This window comes from Enterococcus sp. DIV0755f (genome assembly GCF_051713725.1).
Lineage (GTDB): Bacteria > Bacillota > Bacilli > Lactobacillales > Enterococcaceae > Enterococcus_D > Enterococcus_D casseliflavus.
On the sequence record NZ_JBIOQL010000001.1, the window covers coordinates 3,273,836 to 3,290,705 of the forward strand.

The 16,870-nt window shown below is 37.1% G+C and carries 18 protein-coding genes and 2 pseudogenes; 6 read left to right on the forward strand and 14 right to left on the reverse strand.

The window, feature by feature from the left end:
• Positions 1-156 precede the first annotated feature (156 nt).
• Together IGI73_RS15190 and IGI73_RS15195 are read right to left on the reverse strand one after the other, a co-directional pair.
• Positions 157-1,419, reverse strand: coding sequence for a radical SAM/SPASM domain-containing protein (locus tag IGI73_RS15190; RefSeq protein WP_016608510.1), 1,263 nt, complete (start codon positions 1,417-1,419; stop codon positions 157-159).
• Between the two features lie 10 nt (positions 1,420-1,429).
• Positions 1,430-2,698 carry a radical SAM protein gene (locus IGI73_RS15195; protein WP_428207263.1) on the reverse strand — a complete coding sequence of 423 codons (1,269 nt, stop codon included), beginning with the start codon at positions 2,696-2,698 and terminating at the stop codon, positions 1,430-1,432.
• 95 nt (positions 2,699-2,793) lie between these two features.
• Here IGI73_RS15195 and IGI73_RS15200 point away from each other — a divergent pair, with 95 nt between their 5' ends.
• Together IGI73_RS15200 and IGI73_RS15205 are read left to right on the forward strand one after the other, a co-directional pair.
• Complete coding sequence (locus IGI73_RS15200; RefSeq protein WP_142968646.1) at positions 2,794-4,401, forward strand: ATP-binding cassette domain-containing protein; 1,608 nt, start codon at positions 2,794-2,796, stop codon at positions 4,399-4,401.
• 62 nt (positions 4,402-4,463) lie between these two features.
• On the forward strand, positions 4,464-4,622 hold the full coding sequence (locus IGI73_RS15205; protein ID WP_008380281.1) for a hypothetical protein: 159 nt from the start codon (positions 4,464-4,466) through the stop codon (positions 4,620-4,622).
• Between the two features lie 130 nt (positions 4,623-4,752).
• Here the strand turns inward: IGI73_RS15205 and IGI73_RS15210 are convergent, their stop codons facing one another.
• The gene (locus tag IGI73_RS15210; protein ID WP_016608513.1) at positions 4,753-5,205 is read right to left on the reverse strand and encodes a GNAT family N-acetyltransferase; all 453 of its coding nucleotides are present in this window, start codon (positions 5,203-5,205) and stop codon (positions 4,753-4,755) included.
• Between the two features lie 410 nt (positions 5,206-5,615).
• On the opposite strand from IGI73_RS15210, the gene IGI73_RS15215 reads away from it, so the two are divergent.
• Both IGI73_RS15215 and IGI73_RS15220 read left to right on the forward strand, forming a co-directional pair.
• Positions 5,616-6,035 (forward strand): MerR family transcriptional regulator, encoded by a 420-nt coding sequence (locus IGI73_RS15215; RefSeq protein ID WP_016608514.1) that lies wholly within the window; start codon positions 5,616-5,618, stop codon positions 6,033-6,035.
• 75 nt (positions 6,036-6,110) lie between these two features.
• Entirely contained in the window at positions 6,111-6,977 is an 867-nt protein-coding gene (locus IGI73_RS15220) for an aldo/keto reductase (RefSeq protein ID WP_231588490.1), read from the forward strand.
• 266 nt (positions 6,978-7,243) lie between these two features.
• Here IGI73_RS15220 and IGI73_RS15225 read toward each other — a convergent pair whose 3' ends face one another.
• The 6 genes from IGI73_RS15225 to IGI73_RS15250 form a co-directional block, all read right to left on the reverse strand.
• Positions 7,244-8,188: an NADP-dependent oxidoreductase gene (locus IGI73_RS15225; protein ID WP_156237254.1), complete on the reverse strand. Its 945-nt coding sequence runs from the start codon at positions 8,186-8,188 to the stop codon at positions 7,244-7,246.
• A 145-nt stretch (positions 8,189-8,333) separates the two neighbouring features.
• Positions 8,334-8,684 carry a winged helix-turn-helix transcriptional regulator gene (locus IGI73_RS15230; RefSeq protein ID WP_208769827.1) on the reverse strand — a complete coding sequence of 117 codons (351 nt, stop codon included), beginning with the start codon at positions 8,682-8,684 and terminating at the stop codon, positions 8,334-8,336.
• 354 nt (positions 8,685-9,038) lie between these two features.
• Positions 9,039-9,296: a hypothetical protein gene (locus IGI73_RS15235; protein ID WP_167823314.1), complete on the reverse strand. Its 258-nt coding sequence runs from the start codon at positions 9,294-9,296 to the stop codon at positions 9,039-9,041.
• 31 nt (positions 9,297-9,327) lie between these two features.
• On the reverse strand, positions 9,328-9,699 hold the full coding sequence (locus IGI73_RS15240) for a hypothetical protein (protein WP_208769826.1): 372 nt from the start codon (positions 9,697-9,699) through the stop codon (positions 9,328-9,330).
• Positions 9,700-9,814: 115 nt separating this feature from the next.
• Entirely contained in the window at positions 9,815-10,099 is a 285-nt protein-coding gene (locus IGI73_RS15245; RefSeq protein WP_086338784.1) for a hypothetical protein, read from the reverse strand.
• Positions 10,100-10,233: 134 nt separating this feature from the next.
• On the reverse strand, positions 10,234-10,482 hold the full coding sequence (locus tag IGI73_RS15250; RefSeq protein WP_208769825.1) for a hypothetical protein: 249 nt from the start codon (positions 10,480-10,482) through the stop codon (positions 10,234-10,236).
• A gap of 176 nt (positions 10,483-10,658) precedes the next feature.
• On the opposite strand from IGI73_RS15250, the gene IGI73_RS15255 reads away from it, so the two are divergent.
• Both IGI73_RS15255 and IGI73_RS15260 read left to right on the forward strand, forming a co-directional pair.
• Positions 10,659-11,243, forward strand: a complete 585-nt coding sequence (locus IGI73_RS15255; protein ID WP_208769823.1) for a TetR/AcrR family transcriptional regulator — start codon at positions 10,659-10,661, stop codon at positions 11,241-11,243.
• 54 nt (positions 11,244-11,297) lie between these two features.
• Complete coding sequence (locus IGI73_RS15260; RefSeq protein ID WP_428207264.1) at positions 11,298-13,112, forward strand: alpha/beta fold hydrolase; 1,815 nt, start codon at positions 11,298-11,300, stop codon at positions 13,110-13,112.
• 107 nt (positions 13,113-13,219) lie between these two features.
• Here the strand turns inward: IGI73_RS15260 and IGI73_RS15265 are convergent, their stop codons facing one another.
• The 5 genes and pseudogenes from IGI73_RS15265 to IGI73_RS15285 all read right to left on the reverse strand — a co-directional run bounded on the left by IGI73_RS15265 (position 13,220) and on the right by IGI73_RS15285 (position 16,682).
• A complete protein-coding gene (locus IGI73_RS15265) occupies positions 13,220-14,482 on the reverse strand; it encodes a sensor histidine kinase (RefSeq protein ID WP_208787787.1) in 1,263 nt (420 codons plus the stop codon).
• 49 nt (positions 14,483-14,531) lie between these two features.
• Positions 14,532-15,200: pseudogene (locus IGI73_RS15270) on the reverse strand (response regulator transcription factor).
• Positions 15,201-15,212: 12 nt separating this feature from the next.
• Complete coding sequence (locus IGI73_RS15275; protein ID WP_208769819.1) at positions 15,213-15,848, reverse strand: ATP-binding cassette domain-containing protein; 636 nt, start codon at positions 15,846-15,848, stop codon at positions 15,213-15,215.
• Positions 15,849-15,954: 106 nt separating this feature from the next.
• Positions 15,955-16,329 (reverse strand): annotated as a pseudogene (locus tag IGI73_RS15280) (WxL domain-containing protein); the annotation flags it as partial.
• A 23-nt stretch (positions 16,330-16,352) separates the two neighbouring features.
• Positions 16,353-16,682, reverse strand: a complete 330-nt coding sequence (locus IGI73_RS15285; RefSeq protein ID WP_244323105.1) for an LPXTG cell wall anchor domain-containing protein — start codon at positions 16,680-16,682, stop codon at positions 16,353-16,355.
• Between the last annotated feature and the right edge of the window lie 188 nt (positions 16,683-16,870).

The following is a 16,870-nucleotide window of genomic DNA, read 5'->3' on the forward strand; positions in this document are numbered from 1 at the left end:
ATTTATTACAATATGAATGAGAAAATTGAGTTACGCTTTCTATTTTCATAAGTAAGTATAGATTCTATTCACAATGTAACATAGTAACCTTATTTAACTAAGCTATTTTTTTAAGAAGACCTTATCAATCTTCTGAAGCAAAAATATTCCACCAGATTATATTAGTCTTGCCGAAGCCATTTTTATATGCTCTTCAATATTGTACTTATAGCTAACGCACTTCGACTCACCTGTATTCATTCGAATTAACGGACAGCCTCCTAAACACAAAGGTTGAACTTTACAACTTGAACATTTCGCTTTCGAAAAAAATTTGTACTCTGTAAATGTTTTATGCACACTGTTCAATTGTATTCCTGTATAGATATCTCCTACTCGTCCAATCGTTTTACCAATATGAACCCAGCATTTATATAAAAATCCATTAGGGTCGATTACATAGTCGTCTCGATTGATAGCTTCGCAGAACCCAATCGTTGTCCGTGGTATGGCAACAATATTTATCCCTCTTTCCAAAAGACTTTTATAAACCATTATTTCTTCTTTCGAAAACTCTTGGGATGTATAACATGTGGGTGTTTTGTAGGTATCAAAATCCTCTACCGGCGCAAGATAAAAGCCAACTTTCTTAAGTAAATTAAAATTATCCAGCGAGTTCATCAAACGAATAACATCTTCATGATTATTCTCCCTATCTATATTTACTCTTACAGTTACTGGAATATATTTTAGAGTTTTAACTATATTCTGTAATATTCTTGCAAATGTCCCTTTCCCATTTGTTAAACATCTTCTAGAATCATGATTTATCTGATCCCCATCCAGAGTAATTTGAGCATAATTAACGTGATAACTTTTTAAAAGTTGTGCAACTTTTTCTGTTAGCAAATAACCATTGGATACAATTTCTGCGTTGAAACTTTTATATTTTTTTTCGTTTTTCATTATTATTTCACTTATAACTTTAATAGAGTTCAATCCCATCAAAGGCTCTCCTCCATACCAAATTACTTTCAATGACTGATGGGGTAATACATTTTTAAGAATAAACTCGGCTGTTTTCTTAGCAGTTTCAGTAGTCATAGTATGTTGTCTAAACCCTTGCTCGTAACAATAAAAACAGGAGAAATTACAGTTCATCGTAGGTGCAATTGTGAAAGTTACTTGACTAGGATTATATCGTTTTTCATTTGCCACAGACACTAATCTTGCTTCTTCATCAATCTCATCGGAAACAATGATATTTTGATTTTCTAAATAAGAGAATAATTCTGTTTTCTCCAAGTTATCGTTATTAATAAAAGTCTGTAGATCATGGAACTCGCTTTGAGTTAGTAAAACGATAGCAGAGTATACCGAATTGTACAAAAGTATTTCATTATCCACTTCTTCAACAATCGTATATTGCGATAATTTCATAAAATCACTCCTAATTAAATTGGGTAAAAAATTTCCTGTTACCTAGATTTGTATGCTTTACAAAAGAACGTATGAATGTTTCTCTATCAATTGAATAGTTTGGGTTACATGAAGTATCACACTGTACCTTTCCTCGACACACTGCAATTAATTCACATGAATTACACTGATTGTTGCTTTTCGGAAGAACACTCTTTTGGTCATAAAGGCTATATTGAACATCTTCTGCAAAAGAAGATGATTCTGTAAAACTTTTTATTATTCTACGTTCATAAAAATTTGTTGCATTACATAACCCTATAGATCCATCAGAGAAAAACTTTACAGACCAAGGATTATACGCATCGCACTCAAAGCGATACGAAGAAAATGGAGAGATATTCACCAGGAAACCGTTTTCAATTAGGTGATCAATTGCAGTTGAAGATACCCACTTTAGATATTTCTCATAGGATAATGCATTGAAATAATTTTCATTAAACTCATAGTTATTAATGTAATAGCAATTGATATGGGCTTTGATATCACTTTGGCGGATCGTAACGAGAAAAGACTGAAACTCTTCTGTATTTTTATCAGATGTATTATAACCAATATGGATTTTAACACGTCCGCTCTTAGATGCTACCGCTAGATTTTCAAAAATCTTATCATACGTTCTGCTTCCACTCTTAAGAGATCTATTTCTATCATGATCTTTTCTAGATGTTAGTGTAGTATCGACAATTAAAGAATCAAAATGATTTACAAAATCTGGAGTGAGTAGATAGGCGTTTGTTCCTAAACCATAAGAAATTGAGAGTGATTTCTCTGACACAATTTGATCAATCTTACTTTTAATTGCGAGAATTCTTTTTTTATAAAGAAGTGGCTCGCCCCCGAAAAAATAGATATATAGTCTCCGAACACCTAGCTGAGCAATGTCTAAAATGTATTGCATTATATTATTTATCGTCTGATCAGTAATAACATTTTTAGAAAGGAAATCATTCTGGTAACAATAAGTACACGAAAAGTTGCAATCTTCTGTAATATTTATAGTGATAGTAACTAAGTCTCTCTTTAAATTAATTGTTTTCTGTTTATAACTTTCCAAATCACCGTGTATAAATCCATTTTCAAATAAATATTTTCGTTCATCTTCACTTATTTCGCTCGAAATCTCCGTTTTACTTTTCATTTTTTTTGAATCAACAGTAACTATTTCTTGCGTTAATGTATTGCAAAGAATAGTCTCGTTACCGTTCTCAATGATATCGACATACCGTGAAAAACGCATCACCTAACCCCCTTTTTCAATAATTATACATTTCACAAAATAATATTTCAATTTTTTTTTAATTTGTGATATAGTTTTTACATAGGAGGGAGAGAATGAAAAAAATATTAAAAAGAAACCGCTCACTTTTCTTTTTGCATGTGATTTTATGCGCAATCGTAGCGCTCATTCAAGTTGGGGTTGCTTTGGTGTATAGACAAATCACTGAGGTTGCTATGTCAGGAGATGTAAAAAGACTTTTATTTATTGGTATATTCGCCTTCTTTTACATCTTATTGAACACGATGAGCGATTTTATTCCAAGAAGAAGTAAATCCATCTTAGTTCAATCAATAATGAATCAACTGAGAGAGAGTCTCTCGCAGAAAATCGTTCGAATGAATCCGGTACTATTTCTTAAAAATGAGAAAAACGAGTATCTCTCAAAGTTGGCAAATGAAATGAAAGTCGTTGAATTAGAATTTTTAAAGCCCGGATTTGGACTGATTTTAAGCATTTTTACCTTTCTATTCTCTCTTTTATTCACACTAAAATTAAACACTTCTTTTTCATTGATTATGCTGCTCTTAGCTTTTAGTCCTTTGCTAGCCCCTTATTTCGCTAAGCGAATCCTTAGTGATCGTCGCAAGTCCGTTGTTCTGGAGCAAGATCGTACACTTAGTTTATTTGACCAACTTCTCTCAGGATACATGACCTTACGTGTCGGCAAAGGTTTTCCAAAATATACGAAAATTTTTACTAACAGTAGTGAACGATTAAAAAAGGAAAGTATCACTTTTGAAACCTTACAAGGACTGACTTATGCAATTTCTTTTGGACTTGGGGATCTTGCTTATTCGGGGACATGGATCGTTGGTGGCTTCTTTGTTGCTGCCAAAATAATCACCATTCCCGATCTTATTGCGATGACTACACTAATGAGTACGATTGCCGGTCCGTTAGAGTATTTCAGTACTTCAGTTACAGATATTTTAGCGAGCAAGAAGGTCGCGGACGATCTTATAGCTTTCATTGATGGTACCGATGATGATGAGCCCAATCGCTCACTTGAACTTGCAGAACCAATAACTACTTTATCGATTGAAAATCTGCATTTCCATCATGGAAATCGTTTGATTTTTAATGGTTTTACTCAAACATTTGAGCGTGGAAAAAAATATGCTATCACTGGCGCAAGCGGTAGTGGGAAGTCGACACTATTGAATATTTTAGCGGGAATTTACCCTATCGACGATCATCAAGTATTGGTTGACCAGCAAGAGATGAATCAGCTATCTAGAGACTCCCTTTATGAGAAAGTCGCACTTGTCCAACAAAAAACTGCTATCTTCCAGACGAGTATTGCTTACAACGTTTCTATTTTTAGTGAATACGAACTTGAAAAAATCGTTGATGTTTTAAAACGAAGTGGATTAGATGATCGCTTTGATAACAATGATTTAACCGATACGCAAGATAATACATGGATAAACTTTCTTTCTGGCGGCGAGCTTAGACGGCTTGAGATTGCTCGGGCAATCTTTAAAGATTCCGATGTTATTCTTTTTGACGAACCAACATCTGGTCTAGACAGTATAAACGAGATGATTATCAGTGACTTAATCTGCTCACTTACAGATAAAATAATCATTGTCGTTACTCACTCAACAAATCAAGAATTTCTAGGTTCATTTGATGAGCTAATTCAGTTAAATAAATCATGAATTTAGATGATATAGGCCTACCTTATGTCATCTGGAAATATAAAAGAAAGGAGAGGTATACAATGAAAGTAATCTCTGAAGCTTCAAAAGAACAAATCATCACTATGTGTGGAAGTAATCAGCATTCCCATCATCCACCAATCATCTTACCTGAAGAGACTGATACACCATTTTCAAATCAGAAAAAAGAAGAGATAAAAAAAGAAGAGAAAGCTAGTTAAGAGAAAATCATTTGATCCTTACTTTACTTATTAATAAGGATAATAGCAATCAAAGAAGGGGTCGTGACTAGCTATATATGTCTCGACCCCTTCTTACATATTTCCCGCAAACACAAATAATTTTTAACAGCTACTTGTTATCAACTTTCTTCATATACAGAATTGGATAAGGGTTTCCTTGTTCGTCTAACTCGCTTCTTTTGTATACCTCAAATCCCATATGCTCATAAAATCCTTTCGCCTGAGGATTCTGTTCATTTACTCCCAGTTCATTTACAGCATAGTTTTCCATCCCGTAAGCCAAGAGTTTTTTCCCTAGTCCCTTACCTCTTTGTTCATTTGCTATAAAAAGCATTTCAAGATTTCGATCCGAGATCCCCATGAAGCCAGCTGGCTCTCCATTTTCACTTTCTACGATAATCAAATGTGACACATGATGCAATGCCTCTGGAATGTATTGCTTAATGGCTTGGATTTCGGTCTCTGACAAAAAGGTGTGCGTCGCCTTAACAGAACTCTCCCAAACTTCAATTAATTGTTGCTCTAACTTTTGATTCATACTACTTACTTCTTTTATATTCATAGATATTCATACTCTCATTAGCTTATTTTCGTTTTTCATAACAAGAACCGATTGTTTCCTTGATCCAAGTTAAAAATTTTCATCATCATCATAACATGAGATGGATTTATTTAAAATCTATGGATGATAAATGCCTTGCTCATATAGATAGCAAAACAATCATCTATGCATGTATTTCTGAATACTAAGAGAGCATGATATGCTTTGAAACACACTAAAAAAGGAGCTTTCAATGCTGATGATTGCTCAAATCAATCTGTTGAAATACAAATGCTTGAAGCTTTTTCTTCCTATATAGTCGTCCTGACGAACAAAATATATTCTTTTAAATAAATAATTTTCAACCACTTGCCCTAGAGTCCACTTCAGGGTTTATGATTACTTATAGAAAAAGATAAGGAGAACCAACGATGAATATAAAAAAAGCAGCGGAAATGTTTGATTTGAGCGTAGACACATTGCGCTATTATGAACGAGTCGGTGTGATTCCACCTGTCCAACGCAATGAGAGTGGCTATCGGGTGTACACAACGAATGATCTAAACTGGATCTATCTAGCAAAACATTTACGAAATGCAGGATTGTCCATCGAATCGCTAATTGAATTTGCTCAATTGGCACAAGTTCGTGAAAGTCAAAATGTCGAAAAAGCCCAAAAACAGATTTTAGCCGATCAACTCGAAGAATTAGAGAAAAAGTTAGCAGAAATGCAGGAAGTACGAGACCTGCTTATTTATAAGATAGAAACGTATGATGAGCATATCGCAAAATTCAAAGCAGGAAATATGACTCCTGATAAAGTGGAAAAATTATGGGAACGAAAGAAATAAAATCTTTTACTTGCTATGGACTTAACTCCAAGGTTTAGGATAGAACATGTAATGAAAATTAGAGGAGGAAACACTATGCAAACAATCACACTCAATAATGGTGTCACCATGCCGCAACTAGGATTTGGCGTTTATCAAATTCCTTTGGAAGAAACAGCTGAGGCTGTTTACCAAGCAATCAAAGCTGGGTATCGCCTGATCGACACTGCTTCTATTTATGGAAATGAAAAAGAAACCGGCGAGGGAATCAAGCGCGCCATCACTGAAGGTCTAGTCACTCGAGAAAAACTTTTTGTTACCTCTAAATTATTTATTCTCCAAGCTTCCGAAGATAAAGCGAAAGAAACGATTGAACATTCGCTTGAAACAATGGGATTAAATTATCTTGATCTCTACCTTATTCACCAACCATATGGAGATATTTATGGTGCTTGGCGCTCAATGGTTGCTGCTCAAAAAACAGGGAAATTACGTGCAATTGGCGTTTCAAATTTCAAATCAGCTAAGATGATCGAGTTTGTCGGCTTGAATGAGGTGAAACCTCAAATCAATCAAATCGAAGTGAACCCTTGGAATCAACGAGTGGAAGATCAGGAATGGCATGAAAAATATGACGTCCAAGTGGAAGCTTGGGCACCTTTTGCAGAAGGACGTCATGACCTATTTACCAATCCGACATTAGCAGAAATTGGCAAGCAATATGGCAAAACGGTTGGCCAAGTTGTCCTTCGCTGGTTGATGCAAAGAGGGATCGTCGCTTTAGCAAAAACAGTTCGTACAGAACGGATGGCTGAAAACATTGCTATTTTTGACTTTGAGCTTTCCCAGGAAGACATTGAAAAAATAGCCGCTTTAGATAAAAAAGAGTCCGCATTCTTTGACCACGATGCCCCCCAACAAGTGGAATGGTTTATGAATCGGATGTTAGATACTGAAAACTAATAGGATTTTTATTGAAGGAAACCAATACAAGTCCGCTTCCGTTTCGAAAGGAAGCGGACTTGTATTGGTTCTTACTGAGTTGTATCTTGTCTCTTTTCTTGGTAATTCTTACAAAATTTTTGGAAATTCTGTCTTGATCAAGTAACTGAAGAATCCATCGATTAAACTCATTTCTCTGGAGCACTGTGCTTGTAGCTAAACAACGGACAGCGTTCTGTTACGCTCGCTCTTAAAATCTCTATTGTACGATTTCTATTTACTACTCCCTATTTATCAAAGACAATGATCTTTTTGCCAGTATTTCCGCCTGCTTGGAAATCAAGGTGAGCTTGCTTGATTGCTTCTAATTCAAAGGGATATGTCTTGTCTACAAGGACATCAAGTTTTCCTTGCGCATAAAGATCAATGACTTTTTCCAGCTCTTCAACAGTCATGAACCCCATAGAATACATACCAGTAATTCCTCTACGCTCCGTTTCTTCTTGGTTGATTGGCGCATTAACAGAAGTGACGCGCCCGCCTTTTTTGATTACTTGATAACTGTTCTCCAATGTTTTAGGACCAGTTAAATTAACCACTAAATCGGCATTAGAAACCAATTTTGTGAAATCTTCTGTTTGATAATCGATCGTTTCATCTGCCCCTAACTCCTTCATATAGTCAGCTTGTTCAGCGCTGCCTGTTGCTATGACATACGCCCCGGCATGTTTTGCCAGCTGAACAGCTTTAGACCCGACACCGCCAGCACCGCCATGAATCAGTACTTTTTGTCCAGCTTTTGCTTGACCATCACGAATGGTTGCACCGTAGGCTGTGGCCACGCCAAGGAAAAATCCACCTAACGGCACCAAGTCCAGCTCCTTCGGTACAGCAGCAACAACTGCTGACTCGTCTAACAAAATGTATTCAGAATATGTACTCATAAACGCCATCCCAACCACATGATCACCTACTGAAAAGCGGGTCACATCATCTCCGACAGCTGTTACGATACCAGAAAAGTCTTGTCCCAAAGAGTGTGGAAGCACAGGTTTCAATTCTTTTGGCATCGTTGGAAATGGTCCATTCGCACGAATAACAATATCAGGATCATTCACGCCGATCGCTGCGGTTTTGATCACAATTTGTTTAGCAGCTGGCTCAGGGATAGCAGCTTCAACCATTTGCATCACATCTACAGAGCCATATTGATTCAGTATCATTTTTTTCATAAAAAAACCTTCTTTCTTAAGATGATTTCATTATGACCTGTTACCTCAATAATAAAAAGTACCATATTTTTTGATAGGTACTATCGTTTTCAATAGATTTGTGTAATCATACGGATTTCAGGTACAAAAAAAATCCTTGAACGCTTCAAGGATTGACTACTTTTTCGTTTTCTGACTCATAGGTAGAAGCAAATGTTTCTAAGGCATCCAAAACTGGCATGAATTTATACCCCATTTCGGTCAGTGAGTATTCAACTTTTGGCGGCACTTGCGGATAGACTTCACGATGAATGAGGCCATAGCTTTCAAGCAAGCGCAATTCCTTTGTCAAATTTGCTTGGGTCACCATGGGCATTTTACGACTAAGCGCACCGAAACGAAGCGTTTTGTGCCGTAAAAAGGACAAGATGACCATGGACCACTTGCCGCGTACGACCTTCTGGACGCTAGCCACTGGGCATTCTACAAATAATTCAGTTTCTTCTGTTTGCTGCATCATTACTTCCTCCTATTCGCTCACTTTTGCTGCGGTCTTTCATATCAGCAATACTACCGAAATGATGACGACATACGAAAACATGAAGTATAGACATCAGTATATAACGACTGCAAAAAATAGCAAGCCCGTAACGCTTATCTGAACTCTCAAATCGGCTTCAATCAACCTAATTTTAGAGCTTCTAAGCGTACAGCCAAGCTATCCTCAATTCCTTTACGCTTATAGGCAGCCACTGCACAGTAATTTTTAGATCAAGATGGCTGCTGCCATCACAACGAAAGAAGAGACGACATGCGCAATAATCGGTTCTCCACTATTATCTCTGCATCAAAGGCTACCCCTTTATTTCAATTAAATGATAGAAAGAGTGATCAAGGCAATCCCAAAAGTGATGCCATCTAGAACAAACCATTCTTTTTTACCTTGAGACGCCTTGGTAGCAATCAAACAACTTACTCCATAAAGAATCAATAGAAATCCTATGTTTATGGGAAAAGATAACCAAGCTGTCAGGGCATTAACAAATAAGAGAAGCATCAATGGTAAAATATAAAATAATGCATACCACTTTTTTAAATAGTGCGGCAGCTTCTGGTAATTTGAATACATCTATTTATCCTCACAATTCATTTCATATTGGTCATTTATTTCTGATATGAGCAGTAAGTACTTTCGTTATAAAATGAGACAAAACAAAGCTTAGGATGATAATCCCAAAAGTAATAGCAAAAGATAAAATCGTATTCTCCAGTAAATTAGCAAATAAGGGCAGATTAATATACAAATAACATCCAATTGCCGCAATAATACTACCTGCTAAATAGAAACAAAGCAGTTCAGCGACTGTTTTTGAAGAATGAACGTTTCGATCAACTGATGAAAAGTCGCCATTTTGAAAAGGTATTGGTGATCCAGTTTGTGAAGGATCAGATTTTGTATTCATTACGTTAAAGGAATTACTAGATAGATTGCTAATTGAATGTTGTTTTCGATTCTTTTCGTGATTGTTCATAGCTATTCAGACCTGCTTCCCTAAAAAATTCATTATTTTCAATTCCTTCAAAATAATCTCAATACCATGATTTCATGCATTGTGCTATTGCATCTATTCAAAAAACTCTATATTTTCAAAACCAAGTCGAATCAACAGCACGTTGTAGGGTCATCGGTCCATGTTTTGCTTCATATATAAAATCTTTTGACTGTAATCCAGTACGCTCCTTAAAAATTTTCTCAAACATAGAAGAATCGTTAATGGGATCGTCATTGTGTGTCAAAGTCAATATATAGTGTTTCTCTTTTGGTTTACTCCAGACCCCCATATTACTTAAAGAAGCTAAATCAAGCGGTGGAGTATTAGAAGATAAATTAATCGTATACTGGCGTCTATGCAAAACATCATTTATTTTCATAAAGCACTTCCTTAATTAGTTAGTATTTCCTCAAACATTACAGATCCAAACAAACAATAGTTACCTTTTCATTCAAATACAAACGTACATCATATTATATTGCGTTCCTCTTAAGCATTTTTTCAAGATAAGCTTCAGTTCTTCCTATCTCTAAAATAACAAAAAACCAAATAACCACTCGAGCATACTAACAAAGGAAGCCCGACATAGAGCATACCAGTTCCTAATGGATAATTAATAGCAAGATCAAGTTGGATATTCTTAAGTTCTTCTTTGCTGATTGTGTCAAAATCTTGAATAGGGATCAAAATCGTCTGTAAAAAAAAGCCAACGATCGTCATAAAAAGGCTGATCCCAAAACAGCCAATTGCAAATTTTTTCATAAGAGTCCTCTTTTCAGCATACACTTTCTTACTGTATGTTCTTATTATACATACCAATCATTAAAAAAAGAACCTTAAATTATTTTTTAACATTAATTTTACAACAATAAAAAGAAAATGAATCAATCGGTAAACAAAAAATTGACAAAACTCAATTAGTACTATATAGTTCTATTATGACAAATTATAAACATTCAAATAAAAACAGAGTGATTGAAACAGCCGCCAGCCTTTTTCTTAAAGTCGGCTACACGTATACCAGTATGGATGAGGTCGTGCAACAAAGCGGTGTGTCAAAATCAAATGTCTATTACCACTTCTCAAGTAAGGAGGAATTATTACTAGCAGTGATTGATTTTTGGATCACTATATACCGAGAAAAACTAGCAGACATTTTGAAACAGACCAATCTAACTTTGGAAGAAAAAATACTGACCTTTCTAGAAAGTTTGGCTGAAGAAATTGAAGAGCGGGACTATCAAGGCAGCTGTCCCTTCATTACTTTCATTATGCAAGCGCCGAAAAATGATCGGCAGGTCCAAGAAAAAATCAATCATTTTTTTGATTATTTAACGCGTATCTGCGAAGGATTGATTCAAGAAGGAATAAATACTAAAGCATTTCGTGAAGACATCAACGTCAAAGAAACGGCGGAGATTTTTGTGAACAACCTTGAAGGGGCACTCTTTTTAGCAGAAGTAAAAAAAGAGAGTCAGTATCTCACTACTACAGCCAAAAATTTATTTAAATTACTCGTTTAAGAGTAATTTTTTTATATAAAATTAGTACTAAATAGTTCTAAAAAGGAGGAAATAATGAATATTTTAATTATCGGGGCAACTGGGTTTATTGGCAAAGAAGTCGTCAAACAACTCGCAAGGGAAGATGTTTTCTTAACATTACTTGTCAGAAATCCAGCGAAAGCAAGACCCTTGCAAGCATTAGCCCCTGAAAAAATAGCGTTGGTAACAGGCGATTTAACAAAAGAAAACTTAGGCCTAAATGCGATCGACCACGAACGAGCAATGCACTGCAACATGATTCTTCACTGCGGCGGTCCTATGGATATCACTTTATCAGAAGCAGCCGCGAAGAACTCCTTTTTAGAAGGCAGCAAAAACCTCATGACCCTTGCAACAGAAATCAACAAGAGAAACAAATTGAAAAAGATCATCCACGTAGCTGGGTACATGAGCCCATTCACGGATGATGCTTCTGTCTGGGAAACGACGGATGTGTTCAAAGAGGTGCATCCAGCGTTACTTGGAACCCCGCCCTATGAGCAGATGAAGTTTTTATCTGATATTTATATTCGACAAGAAGCGAAAAAGCACCATATTCCTTTAGCAGTAATCAATCCGCCAACCGTCATCGGTGATGAGCAAACCGGCAGCACCGAACAACTCGAAGGCTTTGGCTTATTTATAAAAATAATCCGAAGTGGAGCCTTACCTGTTATCCCCGGAGGAACCGACTATCGACTGCCGTTGATCAATAAAAATGTACTCGCTCAATTTATTGTCAAAACCATATTCAATGAGACAAAAGACGAAATGACGTATCCCCTTGTTGCCGATAAACACGCCGATAAAGAGATCGTTCAACTGATGGGACTGATTTCTGAAAGTCTTAATCGAAACAAACCTCGGCTGACTGTTCCTTTTGGCTTACTCAAGTTCGTTATGGCAGCTGGCGGAAGCAAACTAACGGGTATTCCTGAAAGCAGTTTAAACTTTTTGACCAATAGAACGTTTGACAACCGGCTGACAAAACGCGATTTTGAACCGGAACTGATAAAAAAAATAGCAGCATCAAACATCCCATTAGCAGTAGCTGACATTGATTTTCGCTTGACCTATGGGGAAGAAAGCCTAACACCCTACACACGCATAGCTGTCAACGAAGCGACGGTCTATCAATTGGAGGGCTCTGCTACTCCTCTCGTGCTTTTGCATGGCTTATTTAGCGATGGCACCGATCTCTTTCAACTGGGACTAGCATTGAATAAACAAACAGGCAGAAAAATTATCATTGCAGACTTACCAGGATTCGGAAGATCTCCGTTTATTAAAAAGCAACAGCTGTTGACACCATATCTTGAGTTGGTACGCTCACTAAAGAATATCCTGCCTGATGGCTCTGTCTTTATCGGCCATTCTTTTGGGGCTGCCTTGTTACTAACAGCCGCTGAACAGCGCTTCTTTTCAGAGAACGATCAACTGATTATTTTACAACCACCTGTCCAAAAAACCGATTCGGTCCCTGCAACATGGCTCAGTAAACTAGCTTTAAAGCATGCCTCTGAACGACAACTACTCGCCTATTTTACAAAAAAAGGACTGCTGATAGACGAAGCAGTCTCTTCTAGTGAATATTTAAAAAGAGTGAAGAAGAGTGTTCGTTCTTCACGGATAGTCAACACAACACTTCAACTAAATCGGTTGTTAAAAGAAATGTCCCTTCACCAAAGAATAGATCCTTCGATTCCAATCGTATGGGGAACCGAGGATAAAAGCTATTTACCGCCAAGAGAAACGACTAAAATAGTCGATATGCCATTGGGTCATCATTTTCCAATCAGCCATCCGCAAGAAACAGCTGATGTGCTGGTAGAGTTGATCGAAGGGTGATTTTAGAGAGGCATGCGATGATTCGTTATCGTAAGCTGAATACATTCTTCTACTATTCAACGAAAAATTCTATTTCGCTCCTCATCAGTCTTTTGAAATTCAGACAACTAAATGACCTTTTCCTTTTCATAGATAGTTACGGTGAAATCATTCTGATAATCAAAGGTACAACCATAGCGAGAATGTTTCAGCATTGTTTTTACAATATACAGGCCCAAGCCTGTACCAGCATTTTCTCCATAAGAAAAGAAGGGCTTCGCAAGATCTGATTGTTTCATTACAACAGCTTGCTTGACAGGGTTTTCAATGATTATTTGTTTACTTGTAAAAATAATGGTAATTGTACTTTCAGCCGGGGAATGGAAAATTGCATTGCTCAATAGATTGGAGAAAATCTTCTTCGCCAATTTTGGATGATAGTAAAATGTTAGCTCTTGCTGTTGATCGATTTCGATGGATAATCCTTTGTCTTTCCATAAAACATCATATTCTTCGATTAACTGATCTATCATGTTTCTGACTGAAAGTGGTTGTTCTTCGTGGGTTTGCTTATTATGAAAAACAAAAAGAATTTCTTTGATCAACTGCTGCAGTTTTTTCAATTCATTCTCTGTTGTGAACAACGACTCTTGCTGTTCCTCCGTTAAGTAGCCGTCTCTGATATTCGCCAACAGTAACTGACTAGCCATAATTGGTGTTTTCATCTCATGAGTAAAGCCTTCTAGGAGGGTCTTTTTTTCCAGTTCCAGCTGCGTGATCTGTTCGACTTGATCCAAAGTCTCACGTTGCGCACACTGCAGCTTTTGATACAAAGACATGATTTGATTTTCGATTACTAGGTAATCGTGCAACTTGATCATCGCATTAACTTCATGAATGTCTTCATAAGGGATATTTTTATCCATCATGTGAAAGATCGAATCCAGTTTGCTTTTTTCGCGACGGTACAAATACGTGTACAAAGCGCTACCCACCAAAGTCAAGAGCGACACTAGCAGCAAGACAAAAGGTGTTGCTACCCAAATCAGCTCTTTTACATCAACTGCACTGATTTGAGTAGGGTAACTGATGTAGACTTTATAACCATTGCTTTCAAATGTCGCTTGGTAGCCGTTCGTCAGATGCAGAATCTCTCCATTTTTTGCAGAGAACGATTGCTCGATTGGATAAACGGTATTATTGTGGGGGTCGAAAACAATAATTGTGTAACCCTCGATCCGATAGCTATCTAAGTGTTGAAAAGAGAGCTCATCCGCACTGACAATGCCTTTAATGGCGCTGACTGCTGAATCAAAAATAGCTTGCTGCTTCTTCTCGATTTGAGGACCGATATTGAACAGGAAAAAACCAGCCACAATTGCAAAGGTCAAGAAAGACATTGTCAATGTAAATAAGCAAATAATTCGACTGATGCTCCACTTAATTTTTCTCTTTATCAATGCGATAACCGATCCCCTTAACAGTTTGAATACTATTTTTCCCTAGCTTACTACGGAGATTTTTGATATGGACATCGATTGCTCTAGAATCAACAAAGGAGTCATATCACCAAATCGCATCCAAGAACTCCTCTCTTGAAAAAACCTTTCCTTGGTTTAAAAGCATCATCTGCAAAAGCTCAAACTCTTTCGAGGTCAATTCGATTGGCTGGTCTTGTCTACGAACTTGATAGTTATTGACCTCCAAACTCAGATCGTTATAGGTGATCACCGTGTTTTCCTTTGACCCCGCTCTACGTAAAATTGCATTGATTTTTAACGAAAGGATATTGATAGAAAAGGGCTTGATCACATAATCATCAATTCGCTTATTATATAGGTTTACTTGAGTAAATTCATCATTCAATGCACTGATAACAATGACTGGTATCTGATTGCATCCAGCTAAATGGTTTAAAAACTCTTCCCCACTCATCTTTGGTAACATTAAATCTAATAAAATCAAATCGAACGTTTGTTTTTCCAAAACTTTTAATGCGGATTCCGCTCTATCAAAGGATGTAACCTGATAGCCTTCTTTTTTTAAACTCAGCTCGATTCCTCTTCTGATTTCATTGGTGTCCTCGATGAGAAGAATTTCTTTGGGCATGGCGCTCCTCCTTTAGTCTTTAAGCAAGGTCAGTTGTCCATTTTTGATGGTGTATACACAATCAGAAATCTTTTTAAAGGTCAGGTCATGACTAACGATAATGATGCATTTGCCAGCGTCTCGTAATTCCTCAAAGATCGACATGACGTTTTCACTGTTTGCCAGATCCAGGCTGCCAGTCGGTTCGTCTGCAATGATTAGATCAGAATTCAACGCTAATGCTCGGGCGATCGCCACTCGCTGCTGCTGCCCACCAGATAACTGGTGGCATTTTTTTAATTGCATATCCCCACAAATTCCAACTTTATTCAAATACTTACTGGGTGACTGCGTGCTTTTTACTTTATGAATATTTGTAGCAATCGTGATATTCTCTAGAGGTGACAAGTAAGGAATCAAATTGAGCGACTGAAAAATATAGCTGACTTTTCGGCGATATTGAACTAAATCGGTCATCGGTTGACCTTTAAATTCAACAGTCCCATGTTGTAAAAATTCCAGACCGGAAATCAAAGACAAAAAGGTACTTTTGCCAACACCAGATTGGCCGATGATTGTATGGAGTTTGCCAGAGTCAAACACCTGAGTGACGTTTTCTAAAATCGGTTCATTTTTATATGAGTAACTGATATCTGTAATTTTGAGCATCAAATCTTCTCCTTTAGTATTAATGAAATCCATGAATTTTTCTTGAATAAATGTAGGCACTTTTACTATTTTTCATTGGTTTATTCATTATTCGATAAAATTTCTTTGGGACTTTGTTTTCATCACCAGTCGTTCCTGTTTTTTGTTGCATTTCTGCTACCATATTATAGGTTTTGTCTTGCGCTGAGATAACTTGGGTCCCAAAATTCATTGTCGCAGCTTTGACGATTGATAGTGGTCCAGTTGTTCCTGGAATTTCTGGGTTGATCTCAACATCTGGATCTTTTTCTGGATCAATGACTTCTAAGTCCTCATCTTCGTCAGTTGCGGGACGAAATTCCACCTGACCGTCGGTCGGTAAGTTACGGACTTCCCTTGATTCGTTTGTTTCTGTCGTTTCATCGGCAAGAACGGCACTTGCGCTCCCGGCTAAAATCGTTGTTGATAATGCGGCAATCGTTGCTAATCGGATAAATTTCATAAAATATTCCTGCTTTCTTGTTTTTAGTTTCTGTGTTGTAGTTTGTTTCGTCGTCTCTTTTGATAAAAGACAAAGCTTACGAGTAGAAGCCCTAACCAAAGGAGCCAATCATTTGTCTCACTATTGGTTTGCGGCAAGGAACCGCCAGGTTTGGTCGTCCCTGTTGTGGGCGGTTTAACAATGTGTTCCGGCGGCTTCGGATCAGGTGTCCCGATTGGTTCATATACCCCGGTAAAGCCAATCGTCCCTTCTGTTTCAGCAGATCGGACTTGTGACCCGTTGACCAGTGTCGGAAATTGCAAGGTCAATAAGACCCCTATGACCCCAACCACCAGCCCTAGTTTTCGTTTCATCTTCCCTCCTCCTTTATTGGTTCAGCTCAATAACCATCGTTTGTGGGAAGACGACAAAAAAGACATTCGATTAAATCGAATGTCTGAAAAAAAGTTGTTAGATTAGGTTTTCTATAAAAGGAAATACATATATAATCGCCATTCTAAAAAACGATGGTTATTGATAATCATTAATACATAAGTACCGC